A 26,128-nucleotide genomic window follows, 5' to 3' on the forward strand; every position below is an offset into this window, starting at 1 on the left:
AGACATACTCGCACTTATAGCCTCTAGTCAGCGCAGCGTATAGTCTCTAGTTGCTCTAAATATCACTTCTTTAATTTGATACTTGGGAAATATAGAACCCCCTCACCAATACACACCCGCACTTATAATCTCTAGTTAGCGCAGCGTATAGTTTCTAGTCTCCAGCACCCTCTCAAACTCCTCGCGCACGCAGTCCTCCCCATGCACCACAACCACTTCCTTTCTCCCCTCCTCAATCCCTTCAACAAACCTAATTAAATCAGCTTTATCCGCATGAGCTGAGTAGCCTGACATGGTATGAATTTGTGCTTTAACTTCTACTGACTGACTATCAATCCATACGGTTGATTTTTGGTTTTGCAGATCTCGCCCTAAAGTGCCATGAGCTTGATATCCTGCAAGAATAATGTCGGTGCGCTTGTCAGGAAGTAACGCTTCTAAATAATTCATCACTCGACCTCCGGCGCACATTCCACTCGCGGCAACGATGATGCAGGGCTCAGCGGTGGTTTTTAATCGGTTAACTAAGCTCATGTGCTCTTTGTGGCTTTCAATGGTGATGCATTGTTCAAAGTTAAGTGGGTGACGTTGATTGTTGAGCTTAGTTTTGGCTTCTTTGCTCCACAGTTTTTTAAATCGGCGGTATTGTTTGGTGACTTTGTTGGCTAATGGGGAATCTAAGATGATTGGGATTTTTGAATCAATTTTATGATGATGAATTAGGTGTTCTATATCAAACAGCAGCTCTTGGGTTCGACCTACTGAAAATGCGGGGATGATGATTGCACCGCCATCTTGCAATGAGCGTTCTATTATTTGTTGTAATCGCTTGGCTCTGGTTTCTACGCTGTCGTGAATTTTGTTGCCGTAGGTGCTTTCTATTACTAGTAAATCTGCACGTTTTGGTGGGATAGGATCGGGTAATAGTGGGGTATTTGATGGGCCGAGATCACCTGAGAATACGACGATTTCATTGTTTGGGAGTTTAATTTCGACATACGCAGAGCCGAGGATGTGGCCTGCGGGTTGGAATCTTAAGAGCAGGTTTAAGGGCTCAGGACGCTTCGCTTTCAAGGCAGAGCGAGAAGATTTAGAGCAAGAGCGGGAAGAAAGCTCGATTCGGTGCCATTGATTATATGGGATGGGTTTTATTTGTTTCTTTATTAACTCTAATACTCTTGCTCTTTGGCCTTTGTTTAATCCGAGTTGTAGCTTTAAGCCATCATCTAGCATTAATGGAACTAGCTCGGCGGTGGCGGGTGTGCAGTATATGGGTTGCTTAAAGCCTTTTGCTAATAACCAAGGTAAGCGGCCGATATGATCGATGTGGGTATGAGTAAGAATTAGAGCTTTGAGATGTGAAATAGGGAATTCGATGTCGAGTTTTTTATCATTGCCATTTTTGTCTTTGGCATCTTTTCCTTGAAATAAACCGCAGTCGATTAATATGCCGTGGTTGTTGCCGTTGTGGTTAATGCAGAGTTCATGGCAAGAGCCGGTGACGCCGAGTTTTCCACCGTGGTGTTTGAGGGTGATTTCGAGGTTGGTGGCTTGGGTTGAGTTTTTTTGGGGTGTTGGCATGGGTACTCCATTTTAAATAAACTATACGCTTCGCTAACTATGCTCACTACGTGACTAGAGACTATAAAAGCCAGTAATACTGATTAATCAAGCACATCACTAACTCGTACATTCCTTTCCTTAACTTTTATAGCTCAATTTGTATTCATTACGTATTCGATTCGTAATCAATCCGCATCATTCATCAACTTACAACTTGCTTTTCGGTTCATATCTCATGAATAACTCACAGCATATGATCTTATAGTTTCTAGTTAGCGTAGCGTATAGTCTCTAGTAAAACACGCCCTAAAGCTTTAGTTATTGTAGCTTCCGCGATCGCCTCTGAATTCTGCTCTTTCGCCCTTCCTGAAACCTGAGCCCTGAAACCTCGATTTTTGCCTTTCCTCGATTCTCGACCCTGCTTTTCAAGCGTAGCGCCTGCTTTTCTTCTCTGCTACAATCGAATCAATTATTTTAATAAATCGTGGTATCAAAATGATCATTGTAACTGGCGGCGCTGGCATGATTGGCAGCAACATTGTTAAGTCTTTAAACGACAACGGCTTTAACGATATCTTAGTGGTTGATAACCTAAAAGATGGTAAGAAATTCAAGAACCTAGTAGATCTTGATATCACTGATTACATGGATAAAGAAGACTTCATTACGCAAATTATGGCGGGTGATGACTTTGGTACGATTGATGCTATTTTCCACGAAGGCGCGTGCTCTGCAACGACCGAGTGGGATGGTAAATACATGATGATGAACAACTATGAATACTCTAAAGAAGTGCTTCATTTTTGTATCGAACGTGAAATTCCATTCTTATATGCATCGTCTGCTGCTACCTATGGCGATACTGATACCTTCATTGAAGAACGTGAATACGAAGGCGCATTAAACGTCTACGGCTATTCTAAACAGCAGTTTGATAACTACGTTCGTCGCCTATGGGCTGATGCTGAAGCTCACGGTGAAACGGTTTCTCAAATTACCGGTTTCCGTTACTTCAATGTATATGGCCCTCGTGAGCAACATAAAGGCTCTATGGCTTCGGTTGCGTTCCATTTAAACAACCAAATGAATGCGGGTGAAGATCCTAAGTTATTTGAAGGCAGTGATCAGTTTAAGCGTGATTTCGTTTACGTGGGTGATGTAGCTGCGGTTAATCTTTGGTTCTTAGAAAATGGCGTATCTGGTATCTATAACTGTGGTACTGGCCGTGCTGAACCGTTCCGCGCTGTTGCTGATGCAGTAATTAAGCACCACGGTAAAGGCGAAGTTCAAAGCATTCCGTTCCCTGAGCATTTGAAAGGCGCTTACCAAGAGTTTACGCAAGCGGATTTAACTAAGCTTCGTGCTGCGGGTTGTGATGTTGAGTTTAAGTCGGTAGCTGATGGTGTTGCTGAGTATATGGCGATTGTTAATAAGTAAAGCTCTAAGAAATAAAAGCTATACGCTTCGCTAACTAGAGACTAGACCGCTTTGCTTCTATAAGAGCAGAAGCACTGGTGTGAGAGACTTTGCTACCACATCAGTTATACACGCTCTTATAGTCTCTAGTCTCTAGTCTCTAGTCTCTAGTCTCTAGCAAGATCTTCGCTGATGGATATTATTGGTATTACATGAAAATTTTAATTATTGGCCCATCATGGGTTGGCGACATGGTGATGTCTCAATCACTGTATATCACGCTTAAACAACAACACCCTGATGCTATTATTGATGTGATGGCTCCTGCGTGGTGTAAACCTATTCTGGATCGTATGCCAGAGGTGAACCAAGCAATTGAAATGCCGCTTGGCCACGGTGATATTGACCTATTGGGTCGCCGCCGTTTAGGTAAGCAACTTAAAGCCAATAATTATACCCATGCTTATATCTGCCCGAACTCGTCTAAATCTGCTTTGATCCCTTGGTTTGCTGATATTCCAAAACGCATCGGTTGGAAAGGCGAAATGCGCTATGGCCTACTAAACGATTTACGTCCAAACAAAAAGTCTTTCCAGTATATGGTTGAGCGCTATGTCGCTTTAGCACATCCTAAATCTGAGATGATTGATTCAAGCTCGTTAGGTGGGTTAGATACCTTACCACGCCCAAAACTTGCTATCGATACTGAAGTTCAACAAGCAACGCTGACTAAGTTTTCGCTATCTACTGATAAATCGGTACTTGGCTTATGCCCTGGTGCGGAATTTGGCCCAGCAAAACAGTGGCCTGTTGAGCACTATGCAGCTGTTGCTAATGAGATGATTAATCAAGGCCACCAAGTCTGGTTATTTGGCTCAGCTAAAGATAAAGAAACCACTGAAACCATTAAGTCCTTGGTTGATTCTGATAATCAAAAATCCGTATTTAACCTTGCAGGCGATACCAGTTTAATTGAAGCTGTTGATTTATTAGCAGCTTGTAAAACGGTGGTAAGTAATGACTCTGGCTTAATGCACGTAGCTGCTGCTGTTGGTTGTCATGTAGTTGGTGTTTATGGCTCAACCTCACCAAAGTACACGCCACCATTGGCAGAGAAGGTCGATATTGTAAGTACTGATATTAAATGTCGCCCTTGCTTTAAGCGCGAGTGTGAATTTAAGCATTTGAAGTGTTTAACCGAACTTAACCCACAGTTAGTACTTGACAAAATTAGTCCTAAAAATATTTCGAATGAATCTGTAATTCAGGTTACTTCATGTTAATCCGACTAGTTTACACTCTACTGTTAACGCTTCTTTCCCCTGTTCTATTGTTTGGTTTATATAAAAAAAAACCAAACAAACCTCAGTTTGGTGAACGCTGGAAAGAGCATTTTGGCTTTACACCTGCATTAAAAAAAAATGAGCAGCCACTTTGGATCCATGCCGTTTCTGTTGGGGAAGCCATTGCTGCAACGCCATTAATCAAAGCATTAAAAAAGCAAAATCCAGAGCAACCGATCCTAGTAACCACCACCACAAGCACAGGTGCAGAGCAGATTGCTAAACTGGGTGATTTAGTTGAACACCGTTATATGCCAATTGATTTTTCATTTGCTGTAAACGGTTTCTTAAAAGCGGTTAAACCAACTAAGTTACTCATCATTGAAACAGAGTTATGGCCAAATACCTTACATTCTGTAGGTAAAACTAATATTCCTATTTATGTGGTTAACGCACGTTTATCTGAGAAATCTTGCCAAGGCTACGCCAAAATTCAGCCTGTTTTTACCGAGCTAAGTAAGCACTTAACAAAAGTACTGTGCCAAACCCAAGCGGATGCAGATCGCTTTGCACGTTTAGGTATCAATAAAGAAAGATTATGCGTTACTGGCTCTATCAAGTTTGATATTCAGATCTCTGATGAGATAAAACAGCAAGGCCAAGAGTTACGTCGGCTATTAGGCAATGACCGCCCTATTTGGATTGCAGCTAGTACCCATAAAGGCGAAGATGAACAAGTTCTTGATGCTCATAAAGAAGTATTGAAAGAGCACCCTAACGCCTTGTTAATTTTGGTACCTCGCCACCCTGAACGCTTTGATGATATGTTTGATTTAAGTAAAGAGTCAGGATTTGAGAGCGTAAGACGCACCTCCAATGAAAGTGTCACAGCTGAAACTCAAGTCTACCTTGGTGATACCATGGGTGAAATGCTTGTGCTGATGGGCGCTGCTGATGTCTGCTTTATGGGCGGAAGTCTATTAGGTGATAAGGTTGGTGGGCATAATGTGTTAGAGCCTGCTGCGCTTGGTGTACCTGTGATTACAGGGCCGAGCTATTTTAATTTTAAAGAGATTGTGGATACGTTACGAGCAGAAAAAGGGATTATTGTCTGTGAACCAGTACAGATTGGAAATAGCATCATTAAGTTGATTGAGAGTAACGCGGAATATAAATCACTTCAAAGTGCGGCTTCTAGTGTTGTTCAGAATAATCAAGGTGCTTTAAATCGTTCGGTCTCTATCTCAAGTATATAATTACTGTATTAATAATAATACCTAAATCAAATAAGGTTAATTTTCATGAACGTTTTTCTTGTGACATCTCCCTTTCAGTATATTTGTGCTAATGAAGCAAGACTTCACTATAAAACTAAAAACAATACTTTAGTCATTGTGGAGCAAGATGTGGAACGCGGTAAAAAAAACATGGAGTACATATTAGATAAAACTGTTTGGGATGAAATAATAAGCATTCCTCGTAGTCAAAGAACCCTTAGAATACCTAGAGTAATTAATAAAATAAAAAATAAGAATGAAAAAATAGAACGACTTATTCTTAGTGAATATCATGGATGGAGAAGCAACCTATTTATGGCAAATTTCCCATCAGCAAAATTGATATATATTGATGATGGCTCTGCAACTCTAATTGAGTACGAAGAACTAATTGTAACTAAGAAACCATACCAAAGAAAACGTCTACTTAATGACTTATTAATTAGATTTCAAAAGATAAAACCAGCTACTTATATTCCGTTTAATAAAAATTTAGAAATATTCACTATCTTCAATCTAAAAAAAAATCACTGTAGAATAACAAAAAACAATATGGAAGGACTAAGAAAAAACTTACTTACAGAAAACAGCTTTAATATTAAATCACCAATAGGGTTTATAGGTGAGGCCAATGTTGATGCTGGAAAAGATTGTATTAAACTAAGTGACTATTTGAAAGAAATAAATAAAATATTAGACAATACAACTAAAGATATAGTTTATTTCCCTCATAGAATGGAAACAAAAAAAATAAGAGATAAAATTGAATCCATAAATCGCATTAAATACCACAACTCAACAATGCCTTTAGAATTAGAGATTTCAAAATCTAATTTATCGCTTTCAAAATTAATTGGGTATTCATCAACTGCACTTTATACATTATCTATTATATATAATGAAATCCCTTTAGAGATAATAACATCAAACAATTTATCTCAATTCTCCACCCCAAATTTAACAAATAACCATATGGCTAAACAACTTAAATAATCGTAGCAGCTTGGAGTTGACTGCTACTTATCTCTTAAAGTTTTTTTATTACTTTTGCAGGGCAGCCAACTGCAACAGAATGATCCGGTATAGACCTGGTCACTATACTACCAGCACCAATCACCGAGTTTATTCCAATAGTAACCCCTGGAAGAATTATACTATTAGCACCAATCCAAGCTCCATTATTAATATGAATACTTTCTGATGGATAGTAGCCTTGCTCTATTAATGGAATGTCTCGTCTTTCAAATTTATGATTATTCACATAAAAATGAACTCCAGCCCCTACCATTACATTATTGTCAATTTTAACTTCAGCATCTTTATCTGCAAAAATCATCGTACCAGGCCGTATAACAACATTTTCACCTAAAGATATATTAGAGCACTGGACAGCATAAGCTCCAGCTCGAAAATCAGCCCCAGAAGAAAATAATTTAAATTTACTCTTACATAGTTTCTTCATCTCACTTTGAAAATATAATTTCCAATGAGAAAATGGCATATCTGGACCAATCCGATCTGCCACTTTACAAAACTGATATTTTTTATAAATATCATTTATCAACATCAATCCACCTTGCAAGATTTATAGATTGATTGATTAGATATTCTCTAGCCTTTGGCAAACCATTACCTATAAAATTAAATAGATTAGCAGTAGCTACGGCTGAAACATTATCCAATTCAATACCATCCTTTAAGTGATTTTCATTACCCGCTCCTCCCATTATAATAAGTGGAACATTAAGCAATGAAGAAATCTGAGATATAGTGTCAATATCATAACCAAAGCCGGTACCATCTTGATCTATTGAATTTAATATAATTTCACCTACACCACATAACTGAATTTTTTTCAAATATTCAGATATACTTAGGTCTAATTTTTTGGTTCCGTCATTAATAAATATAGTCGGTACTGTATCAATTAATTTATAGTCCACACAAGCTACTAAACTTTGTGAGCCATACTTTTTAATAATATCTTCAGCTAATTCAGGTAATTCATATAACGGTGAATTCAGTATTACTTTATCGGCACCATTTAAAAAAAGTAGATCTGCATCTGCTAGACTTCGAATACCACCACCAGCAGCAACAGGAATGAAAACATCATTAACTAATCGATTAACAACCTTAGAGAAATCAACTATATCTTTACTTTTTCTCGAAGCATTTAAAACAACAAGCTCATCTAATGAAAATGAAATTTTTTGAAATTTATAATTACGCTCTAACCAATTAATATCACCTACCCGTTGCAGCCTAAAATTTCGACTTTGCATAAATGCACCATCACTATAAATTAGGCTGAAAATCAATCTATCTCTTAACATCAAAAACGCTCTACAAAGTTTTGTAACAATTTCAAACCATTTGTTTGACTTAGCTCTGGGTGGAATTGCACTCCTGCAATGTTACCGACTTCGAAGCTCGCGATAAAGCTATTACCATAACAAGTCATAGATTCTCCAATATCTGATTCAGACATCATCTTAAAACTATGTGTAAAATAAAAATCAGGGCTATTTGATAATCCATCGTAAAGTCGACTACTTTGATTTGGAGACACTTGATTATAACCAACATGTGGAATTTTTAGATTACAACCTTCAAATTTATCAACACATCCGTCAACAAAACCTAACCCTTGATTGAGCCCACTTTCAGTACTTGATAAACCAAGGATTTGCATACCTAAACAAATACCTAGTATTGGTTTTTTTTCTACAACAACGAGTTTATGAAGTATTTCTTTTAAGTTTAGATTTACAACTTTTTTAGCTGCATTAGCATAGTTTCCAACTCCAGGAAGAATTAACTTATCTGCACCCGCTAATTCTTCTGGATTATTTGAAATAATTATATCGTCTACACCAATATATCGTAATGCACTGACTATAGAAGATATATTTCCCATCCCATAGTCAACAATAGCTATTCTCATATTTTGAAGTCTTCACTAACTGTAAATTTAGGTTCCCAGATACCATCAATCTTTTCAAATAAATCTTTATTTGCATATTTATCCAGCACTTCATCAAATTCACCTTTCGACATTTGATAGTATTCAAGATAAAGATCAATAAATTCATATGGGTACTGATTATCATATGCCATTACTAAATTTAAAGCCTGATCTCTAGTCATTGCACCACGTCGAATTTCGATACCGGCATCTTGAGTCGCTCTACCAAAACCAAACTTCAGATACATCAAATATGCATGTAACGAATATAATGCTTGATCATTTTGAGAGAAATTAGTGAATGTGCCTGCGGTACCTTCTTCTTTCTCTTTTAAGCCACAATGTTCTTTTGCAACAACGTAGTTACGGTATGAATCCCATGCTTCAAAATAAGACCAATGAGTAAAGGCAAGTTTAGATTCAGCAACTTGTTCATCTGTTGGGAAATTCCAAAATGCTAAATTACCTTCCTGAACATCTTCTTGTTTTAGAATTTCTTCAAAAACTTTATCGTATCCGCCCTCAAAGTAAACACGCTTCATATACTCTATATCATAAAGTGGATTATATTTACTCTCAGTTGAACCACCGTATTCAACTTCACCATCTTCACCATAAAAGATAAGAGGTATGCCAAAGTTCATAGCCGTCTGAATAACTGCAGTTTTGATTGCAATTAACCAACCATAGTATGGAAAACCTTTTTCAATAAAGCCTAACTTATTAAGCTTCTGCATGATTTTTGCGTCAGGTGAAATATGAATATGGTTATAACCGGAATCAATAAAGTTAGATAAATTTTCATCGCCCAACTCCAAACTTAAAGCAGGACGAATGGTTACTGCTAGTGGGTTCATACCATATTTATGCTTCAGAGTATAAGCTACATATGAGCCATCTTTACCACCGCTAACAGGAACAATACAATCGAACCCTTTACCATTAGATGAACGATATTTATCTAATAACTGACCCAATTCAACCTTTCTTGCATCCCAATCAAGGTTTTTTTTCTCATCTTTCCAATTACACGCGTTACAACTACCATTATCATCAAATGATATACGTGGTCTTGTTGACATGTTGAGGCAAGTTTTACACCAAAAGATCTTCTTCATAATTAACCTTATTAAATTTATAAACTAAAGCCATCATCAACAATAATATTCTGTCCCGTCACATAACGAGATTGTTCTGATAGTAAAAATAAAATTGAGCCTATAACTTCTTCTACATCAAGCATACCCGCACCATGAGTTTTAGTTTTGTATGCCTCTAGAAATGCATCTGGTTGATAGTCAAAAATACCCCCAGGACTCACACTGTTAATGCGGAAACGGCTATCATTAACATAAGCAACCGTATATTTATTAAGATGCTGAATTGCAGATTTTATCGCTGCATATTCTACAGGCATAGTCATTGCAGTATTATCATATATTTCAAATTTAGGTGCAACAACACCATAGATTGATGAAATATTAACTAAAGAAAGAGGATTCTCATGCTTTTTAAAGTAACTCGCACATTGCTGAGTAAATAAGAATGCACTTCCTAAATGCAACGATAAGTTTTCATTAAAACTCTCTAATGAAACATCAAAAAAATGCGCACCATAAGTTTTATTTCGAGGATAAGTTGAATTGACTGCACCATCAATGGTGCTATGGTTGCTAAATAACTGACTCACACTCTCTTCATTTGTCACATCTAACGTAGTCAACGTTAAATTGTCATTATCAATATCGACACCTAAAGATACTAAACGCTCTGTCATTACTTCTATATTAATATCAGCAGCAATCACCTGTCCACCTTGTGCAGTGATTGCAGGTACTAAACGTGTTCCTAATAGGCCACCCGCACCGGCAATTAAAATGGTTTTATTTTCTAATAGTTTTTCCATTACTTCGCATCCTGTAAAATAGCTTCTGCCATTCTAAAATCATAAATATCATCAATATCGACAGCTCGCACTTTAGGCACTTCAATACTGGTTACTTTACCGGTGAACAACCCATAATTATTTAATACAAAGTATGGAGTCGTTGCATATACAACGGTTGTGATATCAAATACTTCAGGGGCATCTTGACGACGAGTAACATCTGATTTTGGTTTATTTACTAACTCAACAAAACCATCTTGCGTCTCTTTTACCATATTAAAGAAAGGACTACGGCTTGCTGGTGTCACTGAAATACAAATATCGGCATCTACTTTGCTACGCTTTTCTATTGCAGCTTCTACGTCTTCAACTCCACGTAAAGGGCTTGTCGCAGGTAAACTTACAAAACCATCAAATTTACCGTAATGTACTTCAGCCCACTCAATAGCATGACGCCAAGAGAGCCATTCAGGGCTTGTATCTGTAGCGAGTTCAGCAGGTCTTTCAATTAAAATAGCGCCTGATTCAACCGCAACCTTTGCTATGTCACTGTCATCCGTTGAAACAAATACTTTATCAATTGATGGAGAGGCAATCGCTGTATCAACAGAATATTGTAATAACGGCTTGCCTGCTAGCGGCTTAATATTTTTCCCTGGTAGACCTTTTGATCCTCCGCGAGCAAAAATGAACGCAAAATTTTTCATTTAATTTCTCTACTATTAACAAGCTTTCTGTTTAATTTGACTAATCAAATCGACGATTAATGAAGCGTCATTCACTGTAATACAATTATGAGGTTGTTGCTGAATCATTTGAATGAAATCAGTCACCATTGCCAAATACATTTGGTTTTTATCCCACTCTGATTCACTATAAAGAACCTTTGTTTCTGCTGCTGTTGTAAGAGTTAGTTGATTCAAAATAAGATCCCAATCAATACGCCCTTCACTACCAACAAAGCTGCATTGGCGATGCGCTTTGCGCTGTAGAAAATCAAGATGAATGCTTGCTACGGCACCTGACTCTGTTAACGTTAAAATATCAGCCATATCTTCGACTTGAAGAGCTAATTCATCAGATGAGCGTAAAATAGCATGCTGGAGATCTAATGGACCTAGCAGCCATTGAGCATAATCAAGCTCATGACTAAGCTCGAATAAAGCACCACCGCCAAGCTTTTCATTTGCAGAAACACACTCTCGGTAGTCTTTACTTGGACGCCAATCAGGAAGGTATTGCCCTATCTCAATATGCGCATTATATAAAGTACCAATCGCCTTATTATCTAATAATATTTTCAGCTTTTGAGCCGAAGGAAGATAACGTAAACAATAACCAACAGCTACAGACGTCCCATGTTCATCTATCGCTTTTTTAATTGCATTCGCATCTTCACAAGTGGTTGTTACTGGCTTTTCAATTAAAGTAGGAATACCCGCCTCTATTAAGGGTATGGAATGCTGAGCATGAAAAGGCGCTGGTGATGCAACAATAACTAACTCAACATTAGCTTCAATTAAAGCCTCAATACTAGTTACAATACCATCGCTATCACTGATTTCTTCTGTCGGTATACGTCCACTTGCCGACATCACCAATAATTCAACATTCGGAAATAGGCTCTTCAAATTACGACGATGGCGAGTCGCTATATTTCCTAATCCAATAACGGCAACTTTACTCATGGTGTGATGCATAATAATTAATCCAACCCCAAAGTATGAATATCCGCTTGAGCACGATTAAAATCATCCATACGACCGATATCTAACCAGTACTCATGAATAGGGAACATAAGAATGTTATCGCGCTCATTCATATGCTGTTCTAGTAATGTTGGCATATCAATATGGTGGTTTTCAGGAACCGACTGGATCACGCGTGGCGATACAACATAAATACCTGCATTAACAAAGAAACGTTGAATTGGCTTCTCTACCATACTGGTGATCTTGTTCCCTTCTCCATTAATTACCCCATAAGGGATCTGGTAATCGTATTCGCGAACACACATGGTTGCATCAGCTTGGTTTTCTGTATGGAAATCTAATAGACGCTCAAAATCGACCTTGGTTAGTACATCACCATTCATCATTATTAACGGTAAATCTTGTGGTAAGTCATCAGGAAGTAGACCCAAAGCCCCACCTGTGCCTAAAGGAGAATCTTCATGAACATAGCTGATCTTTACACCTAAATCAGATCCATCACCAAAATGGTTCTGAATTTGTTCTGGCATGTAGTGTGTAGATATGTAGAAATTCACGAAACCAGCTTTAATAAAGCTACGAATAACGGTTTCTAAAATTGGCTTATTACCAATTTTAAGCATAGGTTTAGGACAAGTATCTGTTAGGGGGCGTAAGCGTGTACCAAAACCACCAGCCATGATGAATACAGGGTTGTGATAGGTTTTTTCTTCAAATAAATGATGAAGAGTTTCTAACCCTACAACTTTATTTCCTTCCATTAATGGGATAGCAAGAATTCCTTTGCTTTCCATTAATTTGACTAACTGCTCTTTTGCTGTATTCACTGAGGCCGTAATAGGTGAACCGCTCATGATATCTACTACAGGAGTATTTAAAGGTAAGTTATTTAAGATACCTCTACGAATATCACCATCTGCTACAACACCTAAAAGCTGTTGTTCATCATTCACAACTAACGCAATTCTTAATGCTTCGTTATCAATAACTCTTAGTGCATCAACAATGGTAGATTCTGGTTTAATTAATACTTTTTTCCAAGAATAACTCATGACTTACCTTATTACTTATTTCAATACCGAACGGCTTGGATAGCAGATTTGTTCAGAAGATATATTTTTAGTCACTATAGCACCCGCACCAACAATTGAACCTTGCTCAAGCGTAATATTTTGAATAACCGTCGCGCTAGCACCAATATAAACACCATTATGGGTTGTTACTTGACCACATAATGTTGCTTTAGGTGCGATATGGTTATATTTACCAATATGGCAATCATGCTCAATAATTACACCACTATTAATAATAGTGTGAGCACCAATTACAACACCGGCTTGAATGATAGTCCCTGAAAATATTTGAGCACCTTGCTCTATTTCAGCAAATGAGGATACTTGAGCGCTATCAGAAATCACGGTTTCAAATGAATATCCAAGAGAGAGAAAATATTCATTAATTTTTCGCTTTAACCCTGACTTTAGGAAGCATACCTACGCCATTAACTAAATGTACTTCGTTAGGTGCAAAACCAAGTACATCGTCATCATTTTTAAGATGTATTAGACCAGAAAAAACACGACGCTGACTAATATCCTCAGGGCTAACAATAGCAAGAACTTCACGCTGTTGTGAACGAAGGATATCGACTAATACACTTGCATGACCTCCTCCTCCAATCACAACCAGAGGCTTTAACTCTGTCTTACTCAACAATTAAATCTCCTGCTTTATAATCTTGATTTGCAGGTTGATTCAATAGCGCCCAGTAGTGGTATGGCGACATGCCCGACCCTGGACGTTTAATTGTGAGGTTATCTGCTGTAATAAGATCACCTTGTTGAATCGCTTTCGCTGCCACTAAACTTTTACGTGCAACGGCTTTGTTTTTTACTTCTGATACCGTTGGACTTTTTACTCCGACACCCAAAGCAACTTCAACTTGGCGTATTGCGCTTACCATAGCTGTTAATTCTTGAGGCTCTAAAGAGGCTTTATGATCTGGGCCTTCCATGTTTTTATCTAACGTAAAGTGCTTTTCAATTAAAACCGCACCACGAGCAACAGCAGCAATTGGAATGGTGATCCCTGCACTGTGATCTGAATAGCCTGCAGGTAACTCAAATGCACGACCTAATGTATCCATTGCTTTGAGATTGATTTCAGCCATTGGAGCCGGGTATTCTGTTGTGCAATGTAAGATCGTTACTTTTTGTTTTAGTTCTTTCTGACCTTGCTCTGAAGCATAAGCTTGCTGAAAAGCTAACTCACTTGGCTCTGCTACTTTATCTGCTACATAACCAAAAGCAATGACGCCTAATACAGCTTCAATTTCTGACAAGGTTGCCATGCCAGTAGAGACAATTAAATCACATCCAGTACGAGCGTGCTCCAGAACCAATGGCGCATTCGTGATTTCGCCAGATGGAATTTTTAAACGTGTTAATCCTAAATCATTCACTAAAAAATCTAAGCTTTCAGAGTCAAAAGCAGTAGATAGAAACTCAATACCTAACGATTCACAATGCTTAACTAGCTGATGGTGAACTTCATAAGAAAGCTCTAATCGACTTAACATTGCTAATTGTGATTCTTGTTTTTGAGTATTAGTAACTTGGTATTCAGCTTGAACTGCATCTTCTGTTACTAGATTCTTCGCTTTAAACGTTTGAAATTTAACAATGTCAGCACCTGCGTGATAAGCCGCATCAACAAGTTGAAAGGCAAGATTTTCATCCCCATTATGGTTAACGCCAGCTTCTGCAATAATTAATGTCATGACTCTCTCACTCTACATCGTTAAAAGTTATATCGTAAAACGTTTTACTTGGTGTGAATTGCAACGATTTAATCATTTCAATCACTTTACCGCTAGTATCACCTTGACCATATGGATTATGGATCTCCTCATCAACAAGTTTATAAGTTCGGTCTATAGCAACTTGTATAGCGTCTGAAATTGATTGCTGATCTGGTTCCACATTCAATACACTCTTAGCGGCTAAGCGCCCTTTTTGTCTTGAACCAATATTAACAGTTGGAACATCAAAAGCAGGAACTTCAATAATTCCGCTTGATGAATTACCAATAACAGCAGTAGCGTGCATAACTGAACTAAGGTAACGAACTTGCCCTAAAGAAGGGATTGCTAATACTCGCGTTGGGTTATTACGCGCGTACTCTTCAAGGATTGGGATTATACGTCGCCCACCATCATCAGCATTTGGATAGGTTAAAATAACTTGATGATCTGGATACTCATTTAACGTATTTAATAAAGCACGAAAACTCTCTTCAGGCGCTTCATTACCTAAGGTTACTGGATGATAAGTCACTAAAAAAAAAGGCTTATCTAGAGTGAAATCCAATGATTTAGATAACTCAGGTACGCTCATAAAGGTTGCACGTTTTAAATGATCTAACCCAATCGCCCCAACATTCTGTACTCGACTCGGATCTTCACCTAATTGTATAACACGTTGGCGATAATCTTCCGTTGATGTTCCGTGCAAGTAACTAAGTTTAGTGATCGCATGACGAATAGCATCATCATAAGCGCCTTCAGTGATCTCACCACCATGTAGATGGACAATAGGAATACGCATGATCATTGCGGTTTGTGCCGCAGCTAACGCTTCAAAACGGTCACCAAGGATAACTAGAACATCAGGTTGCAAGCGTGCAAGAGAATCTGCAAAACCTAATACACCAAGTCCCATACTTTTGGCTGTGCCAACTGCTGAATCAGATGAAAGAAGAATCTCTATCTTGTCATCAATCACAAACCCATCGGCTTCTATTTGCTGGTAGGTTTCTCCGAACTCTGGAGATAAGTGCATGCCAGAGACCAAAAGTTGTAATTGAAGCTCTGGATCATTTTGGATATCTTTTAAAAGCCAAAAGAGCAGACCATATTCTGCTCTTGTTCCTGTAAAAACCGCTACTTTCTTATTCATCATGACTTACTCATAATAATATTCTGTTTTAAATTAACCATTACAGAGCAATTGGTGTACTCGGTAAATTAATCAAGTGTGCTTCAATATATTCTGACTGAGTTAAATCACCACGAGGAGCCTCTTTAAACATTGGCAAACGATGCATTAATTGCCAGATTGGGCGAGTCATTACACCTGATTCATTGGTTTGTTTTAAAATATCATTACGAGCGTCTACTGACGGACAAATCACTGCATTTAACCAGTAATTAGATTGTGCATATTCAGGCTCAACCACAAATTGGAAATCACTTTCAGCAAAGAATGCTTGATAGCGTTCTGCCAATACTCTCTTCTGAGCTAAGTATGGTTCTAATACTTCCATCTGAGCACAACCTAACGCCGCGTTTAGATTTGGCATTCGATAATTAAAACCGGCTTCATCATGATAAAACTCATAAGGGTGTGGCACTTTTGCGGTAGTCGTCACATGCTTTGTTTTAGCACCAAGCTCTGCTGTTTTACATAGCACCATGCCGCCGCCGCCAGTCGTAATGATCTTATTGCCATTAAAACTAACCGCACCAAAATCGCCTAAAGTACCCGTGTGCTTACCTTTGTAGAAAGACCCTAAACTTTCAGCTGCATCTTCAACTAAAGTAATATTCCATTTATGACAAACGGCAATCAACTCATCTAACTCAACAGGATGACCAAAGGTATGCATTGGCACAACCGCACGAATTGGACGTTTGGTTTGCTTATGAATACAACCATTATCCGTTACTTGCGCGTGTTGAGTTAAATACTCATCCATCGCTTTAGGACAAAGCCCTAAACTCACAGGAGAGACATCGACAAAGATTGGTTCAGCACCCATATGATGCAAAGCATTACAGGTTGCTACAAAAGTAAGCGCTTGAGTAATGACAAAATCACCATGTTGAACGCCTGCCATATACAAGGCAGCATGAAGTGCGGCAGTTCCATTAACCGTCGCAACTGCTTTTGCTGTGCCTGTATACGCTTCTATTTTCTGTTCCAAATTCATCAACAAATTTACCGACACTAGATACGAAGGTGCTTTGAATAGTCTCTAGAACATATTTTTGCTCGTTGCCATCAAACGTTGGGGCATGCAATGGAATAAAGTCATTGGTTTGATAAATATCTCGCACAAACTCGACTAGTGGTGTTTTGTTCATTAGTTTGATCTCCACTTTCTTAATTACATTTTGCTATCGAGGTATTTGCCTGTTTCTTTGTGCCCAAAATCAGGGATCATTGTAAAGAATAATTGTACAATTTCTTCTTTAGTCCACTGACGATCAGACTTCATTTGACCTATTTTTTGTTCAAATAATTCAAGTAACTCTTGTTGATAAAGTGGGTCATTTTTAATGATGCCTAAATTATCAAATCGCGCCATATCCAGTGTTTCTTTATCAGTGAAAAACTCTTCAAAGTCTTTTTCACCAGTTGTATCACTCGAAGTAAATAAACATGGCCATTTACCTTGAGCGGGTAATGTTTTAGCTAATTCACGAGCTTCATCTTCGCTTTCACATAAATGAGGTTCATAACCAATTTGCTTCAGGTATTTTACTGCAATATCTGCGAACGAAATTAGATGCAGAGCTTCACTCAGCTTAGGGAAAAATATGTCTCGGTTTTCACCAAAAATACACGACATTAAACACAGCTCACCAGACTCTTGTGGAGTAACAAAATAACGTTTGATGTCATTTGGTGCCACGATCGGTTGATTCTTTTGAATTCGCTGATTAAAACCATGAAGCAAAGAGCCGTCAGAAAAAGCAACGTTAGCAAAACGAGCGGTAGAGATAGCTATTTCTTCACTCTTACGCATTAAGAACATTTCCATAATGCGCTTTGAAGCGCCCATCATATTGACAGGGTTTGCCGCTTTATCGGTAGATACGCAGAAGTATTTTTTAGCCCCTGCATCAATCGATTGTTGAATGGTTTTATCAGTATTAAACACGTTCACGTCGATCATACGCATCAAGGTGAATGGGTCTTTTTCACTGCGTACATGCTTAAGTGCTGATAGGTTCAATACATAATCATATTGGCCATCTGCTTTAATAAACGCATCATATTCAATAGAGCCAATGTCTAAGGCAAACGTTTGGAAGTCACCGTTGATGTAACCAAATGAGCTACGAATATCACGAACTAGCTCAACCATGTTGTTTTCACTGATATCAACAACATGCAGTTTTTGAGGGTTACGTTTGAAGATTTCTTTGGTAACCGCTTGGCCGATTGAGCCTGCACCGCCAAGAACTAGGAAGCGAGATTGAGAGACGATACGAGATAACTCAGCTTCATGGCTAATAATATCTTGTGTAAATAAGGCATCGGTACGACCGATCAGGGATAGAATTGGGTTCATTAAGCTAACAACTGAGTAAGTGAGCGATTAGTAGATTCTAAACTATACAGAATAACTGTTAAAGATAGTCTTAAAAAAAGCTTCTAAAAATCTACAATTTAACATATATTTTTATAATTAAATTATAGATTCTATTAGGTATATATAATATGCGCTTTATCTTCCATACTACATCACTAGCTTCATCTGGTGGAAGTCGAGTAATCACCAACCTTGCTGGTTATTTATGTAAACAGGGGCACTCAGTCACAATTATTTTAGATAAAAATAGAATAGCTTACCCAATGGATGAAAGAATCAAAGTACTGCTTTTAACATCATTTCAACTGAAAGATATCACTCCTATATCAAAAGGTGATACTGAAAATTTCAAAGAACATATTCATAAAAAATCAATAAAAAAACCAAAAACTAAGCTAAGGCATAAATATAAAAAAATTGATTCAATTAATGAATGGAAAAAATATCTTCTAAAATTATTTACTTTCCCAGGAAAATACTTGGTGATGAAGAAGTTTCTTTCCAAGAGCAAACCTGATCTAGCTGTAAGCCATAATATGTATTATTTTTTAGAGCACTTTTACTTTTATTCAAGTGAAAATTTAAGCATCGTACTACATAATTCACCGAAACAAGTATTTATAGATCGTACTGTCAAAAGTATAATCCCAATGCGAACACTATTTAGTAATAAAAAATGTATTGGAGTCTCTAGCGGTGTTTCTGAAGAAATGAAAGAGCTAATGCCATATATATCAGGAGAATCTCAAACTATATATAATCCTTTAGACTTTAAAGAAATAAAAGAATCGTCAAAACAGCTTATACCTCAGTTTTATTTAGAAAATAAATATATTATATCCGTGTCATCACTCGCCCCAGGGAAATGTATTCATAGAACTATAAAAGCTTTTCACAAACTCAATAACTCAGAACTATTCTTAGTTATCGTAGGAATGGGCGAAGAAGAAGAACACTTAAAAAAATTATGCCAAACTTTGGGTCTAGAAAATAAAGTCATATTCACTGGTTATATAGAAAATCCACTCCCTTATATGAAAAATGCAGAACTGCTTTCATTTACCTCTGATTTTGAAGGGCTAGGATTGGTTTTAGTTGAATCTTTAGCTTGTGGGACACCTGTGGTAAGTACTGATTGCCCACATGGCCCTAGTGAAATTTTAACTGAATCTCTTAAACCATACTTGGTTCCCATCAAGAATAGAGCCGAAGAAGACATCTGTGAAGACTTAGCTTCCTGTATGAAACAACTCCTTTTACACAAAATAAATATAGATGACTCGATGATTCATAAGTTTGACCGAGAATATATTGTAAATCAATGGGTAGACTTAGCTAATAATAACTAAATATACGGGGTAAGAATATGAGTTTTATTTTAGTCAAAAACATTCACGTTCTTACCCTCACATATTATCTATGGTGAATTAGTAAGTAATATTTCCACCTTGAATAGTACATTTCTTATTTTTCAAACTCCAATAATCAGTATAAAATGCCGACATTGTTTTATTTAAATTACTTTCAATAAATTTATCTTCACTAGAAGAATAAGCTAACGATATAATACCACAGTTCATTAGGTTAATTGCATTCTCATAAGAGCGACAATGATTATTTACTTCTCTAGCACTAAATGAAACTGCTTTAATATTATTCTTCAAGACCCAGTCAACTATTTTTCTTTTTCTAATATCAATATTAAAAACAACATTATTAATTCCGAGACTATATGATAGTTCATACGATTTTTTATCAAAAACTTCAACAATGACTCTTTCAAGATAATTAAAGCTATTTACTAATAATGATATTTCTCTAATTTTATCTGTTACTAAAATAAGATCTTTATTTTCTGAAAAAATCTCATTAATTTCATTAATACAAAGTGGTATCGCACCATTGCCCAAATCTATATTTTTCACTTCAGAATAAGTTAAAGGTTCTTCATTATGCAAAACTTGCCTATCTATACCATTATATCCAATTATTGCTTTAATCTCTGACCAGCTATGAACTGCAACAATATGGCCATCTGATGTTACAGCCAAATCTAATTCAATTAGTTTTTTACCATCTGATATCGAATCTAAAATAGCAGACTTAGAGTTAGTATAAAGGCTTGCTACTGTATTGGAATTTAATGTACCGCCACCACCATGAGCAATAACAGAATAAGCTTCACCATATTTTGACTCACCTATTTTATATAGAATATCACCAAGAGGAATATCAGTCATCACTCTATTAAATTCAATTATTTTATTCCATCTTTTTAATATTGAATTAAAAAATTTACTCATTTTTAATTACCTCGATTAATTACTTTCAAGCTATCATTAATTATATATTCTTCTTGCTTGTTTCGTTCTGAATTAAATAATGACATGCTATTATTAACTTCATCAGCATTAATATTTAGCCAATCTGAAAGAGTATGAACAAAATCTCTTAAATAGTAAGTTTCTTCAAGTATATCTCCAGGTTCTTCATGATCATTAATAAAAAATAATGGTACTTCAGCAGCTGAATATGAAAATAGCTTACCTACCCCATGTGTTAAATATGGAAAATTATTAATTTTTGCTAATCCATGATCTGAAAAATAAGTCATTTTGTAACTTATATCATTATTTTTTAATAAGGTTCGTATGTCCTCTAACAGCATATAAGTATTAAATATAGTATCATCATAACAATCAGATTCATTCTCTATATTATCTAATTTATAACGCCCTAATTCTGAACGTTCACGAAAATTCCAATGGGATCCCATTGTATGCAAAAATATCAATTTTGGTGATTCATTTTTATTTTTAACTATTTCTTCAACTTCATTAATTAAATCGAAATCACTACCCGCATGAGTATATTCTGATTGTAAAAATTTTGAATGCTTTGCTCTATTCGCAATAATAGTGACCGCTGTATCAGCAACACCTAACTCACCTTGATTTGAGATCCAATAGGTATCAAACCCAGCATCATTTGCTAAATCGACTATATTTAAATTGAAATCAACGCCATCTTCTAAATTATTTATTGAGAAAATTCTTGGTATCGATGTCATCGTCTGTGTTGATGGAGAAATTGCATCACTAATAACCTTATAACCTTTCATGTCTTCTATTTCTGGTGTGTTAATACCTTCATAACCATAGACATGAAATCTATCTCTACATGCTGACTCTCCAATAACAACAATATATACCTCTTTTTGAGGAAACGTAGATTCAACATTTGTCCAAGAAGATTCTATTTTTATTTTATTGGTTAAACGCTTATATTTATAATATTCAGATACATGAGAAAATATATTAAATATTGCATTATATTTTAATATTTTAACAGGTAATCCTGATTTGTTCTCATCATTATTATATATATATATAATTGAAAAAATTGAAGCTAAAAATAAAGTAAATGCTATAAAACCTATAAATTCCAAATGTACGCTACTATGACTCACTATCATAAAATGAGAGGATATATATAATATTGACATTATCATTGTTTTAATGATAACTTTATTTTCTATTAATGAAAAATATTCTTTAATTTCAGAAGAGTTACTCTCTACGATAGATGCAACACTGCCATAGCTCAATTCTCCATAAGTTTCAGAATAATAATACCCTATAATAAATAAAAAGGTTAATACTAATAAAGTTACTATTGGTAGTACATTAAAAAAAACAGTTAGCCCTACAGAGAAGATAGTACTTACTGTTGCTTTAACTAATACGCTAAATATTTTTGACCTATTAAAAATATTTGAGAGTAAAGTATAGTTAAGATAAAGAATAATCAACATTGCTACATACATATAAATTCCTATTTTTATGTCTTAAACTATTAAAGGTAATATTATAGGGCAACCGCATGAGTTAATTTTATGTTGACTAAATTTATATACTGTAGTCACTAGCCGAAATTACGCTATAACGGAAAACGAAATCTAGAAACAACGCTTAAAAATCAAACGATCGTATTCTGATTTTCGAACTGTACTTATTGGTAATTTGTTAGCTATAACAATTTTTTAACTCATGTGTTGCCCTGGGTAATATTAACGCTGAAGGACATTATGATACAGATAAACTTTCTATCCCATTTTCTGCCCAATACCTCTCATGTTTTATGGTATCTCTAAAGATATCCTTATTCTCAGAGACTCTATCTAACCAAGTGTGATAAAGATGGATCTGCACCGCAAGTCCATTTAAAGATTTATTTGTTACACCAATCAAGTTTAACCTGTAATCAACATCACTGTCTTCACCTACTGCAGGCGCTTCATATCTCATATCAAAGCCGTTTATTTTTAATAAATCTTCTTTAAATAATGAGAAATTACACCCTAAAATCGCTTTAGATGTCTTGCCTTTCAACAATAATTGTTGCCATGGCTTTGCAAATCTAAAGCCTTTTTCTATGTGGCGACCTTTTGTCTGTTTGTCACCGTTAGAGAAAATATAACGAATAGTAATCTCTAATTTATTCTCATTAAAAAATGTTCCTGGGGATGAACTATCTATCACTCTTTGAGTATATTGCTCTGGTAACTCCACTCGGCGACCACTTAAACTCCGACCTTTCTCAGCTTGACTCAAGTGATCCTCAATAAAGTGTTTTTCAGGAATACAGTCACCATCAATAATGATTAAATAATTACTACTGGATTTGATCACTGCATGATTAAGAATACGGTTTTTTCTAAAGCCTTTATCTTCATGCCACACATGTTTAACGGAAAAAGGTAAGGACTCTCTGTGGGTATAAATGAAATCAATAGCTTCTTGCTTTGAACCATCATCCGCGATAATCACTTCAAAATTGGATTCCGTTTGGATAGATAAGGCTTTAAATATTAACTCTAAACATACTGTATTGTTATAAAATGCAATAATTAAAGAGGCTTTTGGTTTTAGCATTCAATCTCCCTGATTAATAAACTCAATTACTAGGCTTATGCTGTCTTAAAAATAAAGATGGTGCTCATTGCTAAGTCTAATTTAAGCACCAATCTAAATAGTTTTATATTTTATATCTACTTACTAAATCGACTAATCTGCTCTAACGCTTCTTGAAGATGTTGAAAATTCAATTCTGCATCTTTCATTGGTCGGTTAGTCTTATCTAATAATTGATATTGACCTGTTGCACCGATTTCTAAAATTGATTCTTTATCAATAATTGCATAACCACTATAGTTTGAGGTCATGATCCAATTACGATCAACATGCTTGCCTAATAGATCTTCACCTACTGAGTAATCTTTAATGTTGTTTGTTACGCCTAAGTAATTTTTCATCAAGGTTGGCACGACATCTTGGTGACTGGTTAAATCATTCGTAGTCCAATCTAACGTTTTACCATTCACCTTTGGCCCAAACACGGCAAATGGAACCTTCACTTGAGCGTCAGTAAAGTTACTATTATGGCCCCAGAAATTCATGCGGTTATCATTCATTTCTTGACCGTGGTCACCAGTAATAATCACTAGAGTATTTTCTAAGTCACCGGTTTCTTTTAGTTTATCTAATACTTGTTTAGCGACACTATCAACAAAGTGTACACTCGTTTTATAGCGATTAAAGAAAGGGGTTGGGTCACTCTCATTATTCAATTCTAAATAATTGATATTATCTAGCATTGGCTCATAACGATGTGGGTAATCTTTCGGGAAATCATAACCATGTGGCGCATCATAAAATAAGAATGAAAACACAGGTTTAGAAGTATCACGCTTGCTGTACCACTCTAACCAATCTTTGGTTAAATCTTTATCTAACTCTGATGGCGAGCTACCTTCTGATTTAATGCGTAGGTTAGGGATATTTTTAAATACAGTCTGGTTAAATTCAGGTTTTTCTAGCTGTGCTGCTGTGAATATTCCCATGTCATAGCCAAGTTCTTGCAGACGATCAACTAAAACTGGAGATTTTTGATTAGCTAAGAAGCCATGCCAGTACGTGCCTGGAATACCATAAAATAAACCAAAGATACCAGTACGTGTCGCGTTACCTGTTGCGATGTGATTATTAAAGATCGCACCTGATTGAGCGTATTCCCACATGTTTGGCGTATTTTCTGCGTTAAAAGTATCTGCACGCCATGAATCAACAGCCAAAATCATAATGTTAATTGGCTTTTCAACCGCTTCTTTTTGTAATGGTGCAAGCGGATAATTTAAATCACTTTTACGATTTAGCTTCATCGCTTTCTGTTGAGCAATGGCTTCTTCATTTACCCAGCCATATTTTTTCATCATGCTTGTTGATGTTGCAGGGTAAAAAGCAGGTAAATAACGTTTTACTGTTGTCACGGGTTGGTAGGCGTTCGCTGCAGCCCAAATATGAATACCGTGGGTAGCCAATAACGCAAAGAAAGTGATTACGGCAAATTTACGACCTAATTTGTGCTGAGTTATTGCGGCTGGTTTTTCTAACCAAGAGATCAAAAGGTATTGACCAACAACCAGAGCGATCACTCCACCAATCACGGTTATCCAAGTAATTAATGGAAAACTAACCACTTGGCCAGATAGTACTAACTCTAATACAACGGCATTAATATGGAATCGATACTGAGCAAATACCAAGGTATCTATAAACAGAGTTGCAATACCCAATGACGCAATTAAGGCTTGCAGCCCATTACGTAATTTTGCAGGACGAAGCACTGTAGCAGGTAAAGCAACCAGACCAATTAATCCTGCCAGCAATACCATTTGGCTAAAGGTGCCTGAAGTAATAAAACTAAAGCCAAGTATGTCCGTTGGGATTTCTGGTAAAAAAGCAAAATAACGTGTTGCAATGGCCATAGCGATAAGGCTATTGATTAAAATAAACCAACCGTGGCTATGAAGTTTCTGTTTAAATGTCAATGTATTCAAAATCATGAATCCAGCTGTAATGGGTGAATAAAAATAACTTAAATGGTGTTGTAGCCTTCGAGTAAATAGTGCCACTCATCTTCTGACCAATGAATGTGCCTTTTATTTACTTCTTTATGAAAAGAGCGAGTTAAACGTGAAAGATTATTTTCTTTCCACTCGTCTCCTTTTTGTTGATAGCATTTATCAAAATCAATAATCCAAACATTCTCTATATCATCAATTAAAATATTATGAATGTTTAAATCAGTATGATTCACTTGTGCGGTATGCATCTTACCAATCTCAGCTCCTATTTTTTGATATATTTCTTTAGAGAGTGATTCTTCTTGTAAAATAGCCACTAAATCTCGTGCATGAGGGATCTTCTCACTTAGTAAATCGGCTTGGTAGCAAAAAGTACGTTTAACCGAACGAGCTGCAATGGGCTTTGGAACATTAACACCCGCCTCTATTAGAGTATTGAGCAATTGAAACTCTTGGTAACTACGTGTTTTTTCCCAACCTGTGAATATGTAATGATCTTTTACTAACTTTCCAAATAATCCACCACGACGATAATGACGCAGTGCAGCATCCATGGTGTCTAATGCCACAAACCATGTCGTTCCTCTACCTTGAGCTGAACCGATTACTTTATTTTTCTGTTGCCAATATTCAGGGTTACAGCACTGCTCTGGCGAGTCGATTAAGATTGAGTCGTCATACCAAATGGTTTGCTTTTTTGTTTGGATTTTTTGCATGT

Annotated in this window: 22 protein-coding genes and 2 pseudogenes; 5 read left to right on the forward strand and 19 right to left on the reverse strand. The window is 36.5% G+C overall.

Annotation, left to right across the window (positions count from 1 at the left end):
- Nucleotides 1-135: 135 nt before the first annotated feature.
- Nucleotides 136-1,581, reverse strand: coding sequence for an MBL fold metallo-hydrolase RNA specificity domain-containing protein (locus ACU5DF_RS17990; RefSeq protein WP_446713756.1), 1,446 nt, complete (start codon nucleotides 1,579-1,581; stop codon nucleotides 136-138).
- A gap of 477 nt (nucleotides 1,582-2,058) precedes the next feature.
- Here ACU5DF_RS17990 and rfaD point away from each other — a divergent pair, with 477 nt between their 5' ends.
- The 4 genes from rfaD to ACU5DF_RS18010 all read left to right on the forward strand — a co-directional run bounded on the left by rfaD (nucleotide 2,059) and on the right by ACU5DF_RS18010 (nucleotide 6,532).
- A complete protein-coding gene (gene rfaD, locus ACU5DF_RS17995) occupies nucleotides 2,059-3,000 on the forward strand; it encodes an ADP-glyceromanno-heptose 6-epimerase (protein WP_446713757.1) in 942 nt (313 codons plus the stop codon).
- A gap of 191 nt (nucleotides 3,001-3,191) precedes the next feature.
- On the forward strand, nucleotides 3,192-4,262 hold the full coding sequence (gene waaF, locus ACU5DF_RS18000) for a lipopolysaccharide heptosyltransferase II (protein ID WP_446713758.1): 1,071 nt from the start codon (nucleotides 3,192-3,194) through the stop codon (nucleotides 4,260-4,262).
- Nucleotides 4,256-5,518, forward strand: coding sequence for a lipid IV(A) 3-deoxy-D-manno-octulosonic acid transferase (gene waaA, locus ACU5DF_RS18005; RefSeq protein ID WP_446713759.1), 1,263 nt, complete (start codon nucleotides 4,256-4,258; stop codon nucleotides 5,516-5,518). The genes waaF and waaA overlap by 7 nt, the downstream gene beginning before the upstream one ends.
- Nucleotides 5,519-5,563: 45 nt before the next feature.
- Nucleotides 5,564-6,532 carry a polysialyltransferase family glycosyltransferase gene (locus tag ACU5DF_RS18010; RefSeq protein ID WP_446713760.1) on the forward strand — a complete coding sequence of 323 codons (969 nt, stop codon included), beginning with the start codon at nucleotides 5,564-5,566 and terminating at the stop codon, nucleotides 6,530-6,532.
- A 34-nt stretch (nucleotides 6,533-6,566) separates the two neighbouring features.
- Here ACU5DF_RS18010 and ACU5DF_RS18015 read toward each other — a convergent pair whose 3' ends face one another.
- From ACU5DF_RS18015 to ACU5DF_RS18075, 13 genes and pseudogenes are all read right to left on the reverse strand, one after another.
- Nucleotides 6,567-7,106: an acyltransferase gene (locus ACU5DF_RS18015; protein WP_446713761.1), complete on the reverse strand. Its 540-nt coding sequence runs from the start codon at nucleotides 7,104-7,106 to the stop codon at nucleotides 6,567-6,569.
- Nucleotides 7,093-7,824, reverse strand: coding sequence for a HisA/HisF-related TIM barrel protein (locus ACU5DF_RS18020; protein WP_446713762.1), 732 nt, complete (start codon nucleotides 7,822-7,824; stop codon nucleotides 7,093-7,095). The genes ACU5DF_RS18015 and ACU5DF_RS18020 overlap by 14 nt, the downstream gene beginning before the upstream one ends.
- A gap of 50 nt (nucleotides 7,825-7,874) precedes the next feature.
- The gene (hisH, locus tag ACU5DF_RS18025) at nucleotides 7,875-8,486 is read right to left on the reverse strand and encodes an imidazole glycerol phosphate synthase subunit HisH (protein ID WP_446713763.1); all 612 of its coding nucleotides are present in this window, start codon (nucleotides 8,484-8,486) and stop codon (nucleotides 7,875-7,877) included.
- The gene (locus ACU5DF_RS18030) at nucleotides 8,483-9,625 is read right to left on the reverse strand and encodes an N-acetyl sugar amidotransferase (protein ID WP_446713764.1); all 1,143 of its coding nucleotides are present in this window, start codon (nucleotides 9,623-9,625) and stop codon (nucleotides 8,483-8,485) included. Before ACU5DF_RS18030 ends, hisH begins: the two co-directional genes overlap by 4 nt.
- Before the next feature lie 17 nt (nucleotides 9,626-9,642).
- Nucleotides 9,643-10,413, reverse strand: coding sequence for an oxidoreductase (locus ACU5DF_RS18035; RefSeq protein ID WP_446713765.1), 771 nt, complete (start codon nucleotides 10,411-10,413; stop codon nucleotides 9,643-9,645).
- Complete coding sequence (locus tag ACU5DF_RS18040) at nucleotides 10,413-11,102, reverse strand: acylneuraminate cytidylyltransferase family protein (RefSeq protein ID WP_446713766.1); 690 nt, start codon at nucleotides 11,100-11,102, stop codon at nucleotides 10,413-10,415. The genes ACU5DF_RS18035 and ACU5DF_RS18040 overlap by 1 nt, the downstream gene beginning before the upstream one ends.
- Nucleotides 11,103-11,117: 15 nt before the next feature.
- Complete coding sequence (locus ACU5DF_RS18045) at nucleotides 11,118-12,095, reverse strand: Gfo/Idh/MocA family protein (RefSeq protein ID WP_446713767.1); 978 nt, start codon at nucleotides 12,093-12,095, stop codon at nucleotides 11,118-11,120.
- A gap of 5 nt (nucleotides 12,096-12,100) precedes the next feature.
- Nucleotides 12,101-13,159: a nucleotidyltransferase family protein gene (locus ACU5DF_RS18050; RefSeq protein ID WP_446713768.1), complete on the reverse strand. Its 1,059-nt coding sequence runs from the start codon at nucleotides 13,157-13,159 to the stop codon at nucleotides 12,101-12,103.
- Between the two features lie 15 nt (nucleotides 13,160-13,174).
- A pseudogene (locus ACU5DF_RS18055) lies at nucleotides 13,175-13,820 on the reverse strand (acetyltransferase).
- The gene (gene neuB, locus ACU5DF_RS18060) at nucleotides 13,813-14,886 is read right to left on the reverse strand and encodes an N-acetylneuraminate synthase (RefSeq protein WP_446713769.1); all 1,074 of its coding nucleotides are present in this window, start codon (nucleotides 14,884-14,886) and stop codon (nucleotides 13,813-13,815) included. Before neuB ends, ACU5DF_RS18055 begins: the two are co-directional and overlap by 8 nt.
- A gap of 7 nt (nucleotides 14,887-14,893) precedes the next feature.
- Entirely contained in the window at nucleotides 14,894-16,063 is a 1,170-nt protein-coding gene (neuC, locus tag ACU5DF_RS18065) for a UDP-N-acetylglucosamine 2-epimerase (protein WP_446714270.1), read from the reverse strand.
- Nucleotides 16,064-16,103: 40 nt separating this feature from the next.
- Nucleotides 16,104-17,250: pseudogene (locus ACU5DF_RS18070) on the reverse strand (LegC family aminotransferase).
- 23 nt (nucleotides 17,251-17,273) lie between these two features.
- Nucleotides 17,274-18,464: a UDP-N-acetylglucosamine 4,6-dehydratase gene (locus ACU5DF_RS18075; protein ID WP_446713770.1), complete on the reverse strand. Its 1,191-nt coding sequence runs from the start codon at nucleotides 18,462-18,464 to the stop codon at nucleotides 17,274-17,276.
- A 149-nt stretch (nucleotides 18,465-18,613) separates the two neighbouring features.
- Between ACU5DF_RS18075 and ACU5DF_RS18080 the strand changes: the two genes are divergently transcribed.
- Nucleotides 18,614-19,834, forward strand: a complete 1,221-nt coding sequence (locus ACU5DF_RS18080; protein ID WP_446713771.1) for a glycosyltransferase — start codon at nucleotides 18,614-18,616, stop codon at nucleotides 19,832-19,834.
- 78 nt (nucleotides 19,835-19,912) lie between these two features.
- Here ACU5DF_RS18080 and ACU5DF_RS18085 read toward each other — a convergent pair whose 3' ends face one another.
- The 5 genes from ACU5DF_RS18085 to ACU5DF_RS18105 form a co-directional block, all read right to left on the reverse strand.
- Nucleotides 19,913-20,788, reverse strand: a complete 876-nt coding sequence (locus tag ACU5DF_RS18085; RefSeq protein ID WP_446713772.1) for a glycerophosphodiester phosphodiesterase family protein — start codon at nucleotides 20,786-20,788, stop codon at nucleotides 19,913-19,915.
- Nucleotides 20,789-20,790: 2 nt separating this feature from the next.
- Nucleotides 20,791-22,311, reverse strand: a complete 1,521-nt coding sequence (locus ACU5DF_RS18090; protein ID WP_446713773.1) for a phosphoethanolamine transferase — start codon at nucleotides 22,309-22,311, stop codon at nucleotides 20,791-20,793.
- 259 nt (nucleotides 22,312-22,570) lie between these two features.
- Nucleotides 22,571-23,419, reverse strand: coding sequence for a glycosyltransferase (locus ACU5DF_RS18095; protein ID WP_446713774.1), 849 nt, complete (start codon nucleotides 23,417-23,419; stop codon nucleotides 22,571-22,573).
- A gap of 116 nt (nucleotides 23,420-23,535) precedes the next feature.
- Complete coding sequence (locus ACU5DF_RS18100; protein WP_446714271.1) at nucleotides 23,536-25,374, reverse strand: DUF3413 domain-containing protein; 1,839 nt, start codon at nucleotides 25,372-25,374, stop codon at nucleotides 23,536-23,538.
- 47 nt (nucleotides 25,375-25,421) lie between these two features.
- The gene (locus tag ACU5DF_RS18105) at nucleotides 25,422-26,126 is read right to left on the reverse strand and encodes a 3-deoxy-D-manno-octulosonic acid kinase (protein WP_446713775.1); all 705 of its coding nucleotides are present in this window, start codon (nucleotides 26,124-26,126) and stop codon (nucleotides 25,422-25,424) included.
- Between the last annotated feature and the right edge of the window lie 2 nt (nucleotides 26,127-26,128).

The organism is Aliivibrio wodanis (genome assembly GCF_052920805.1).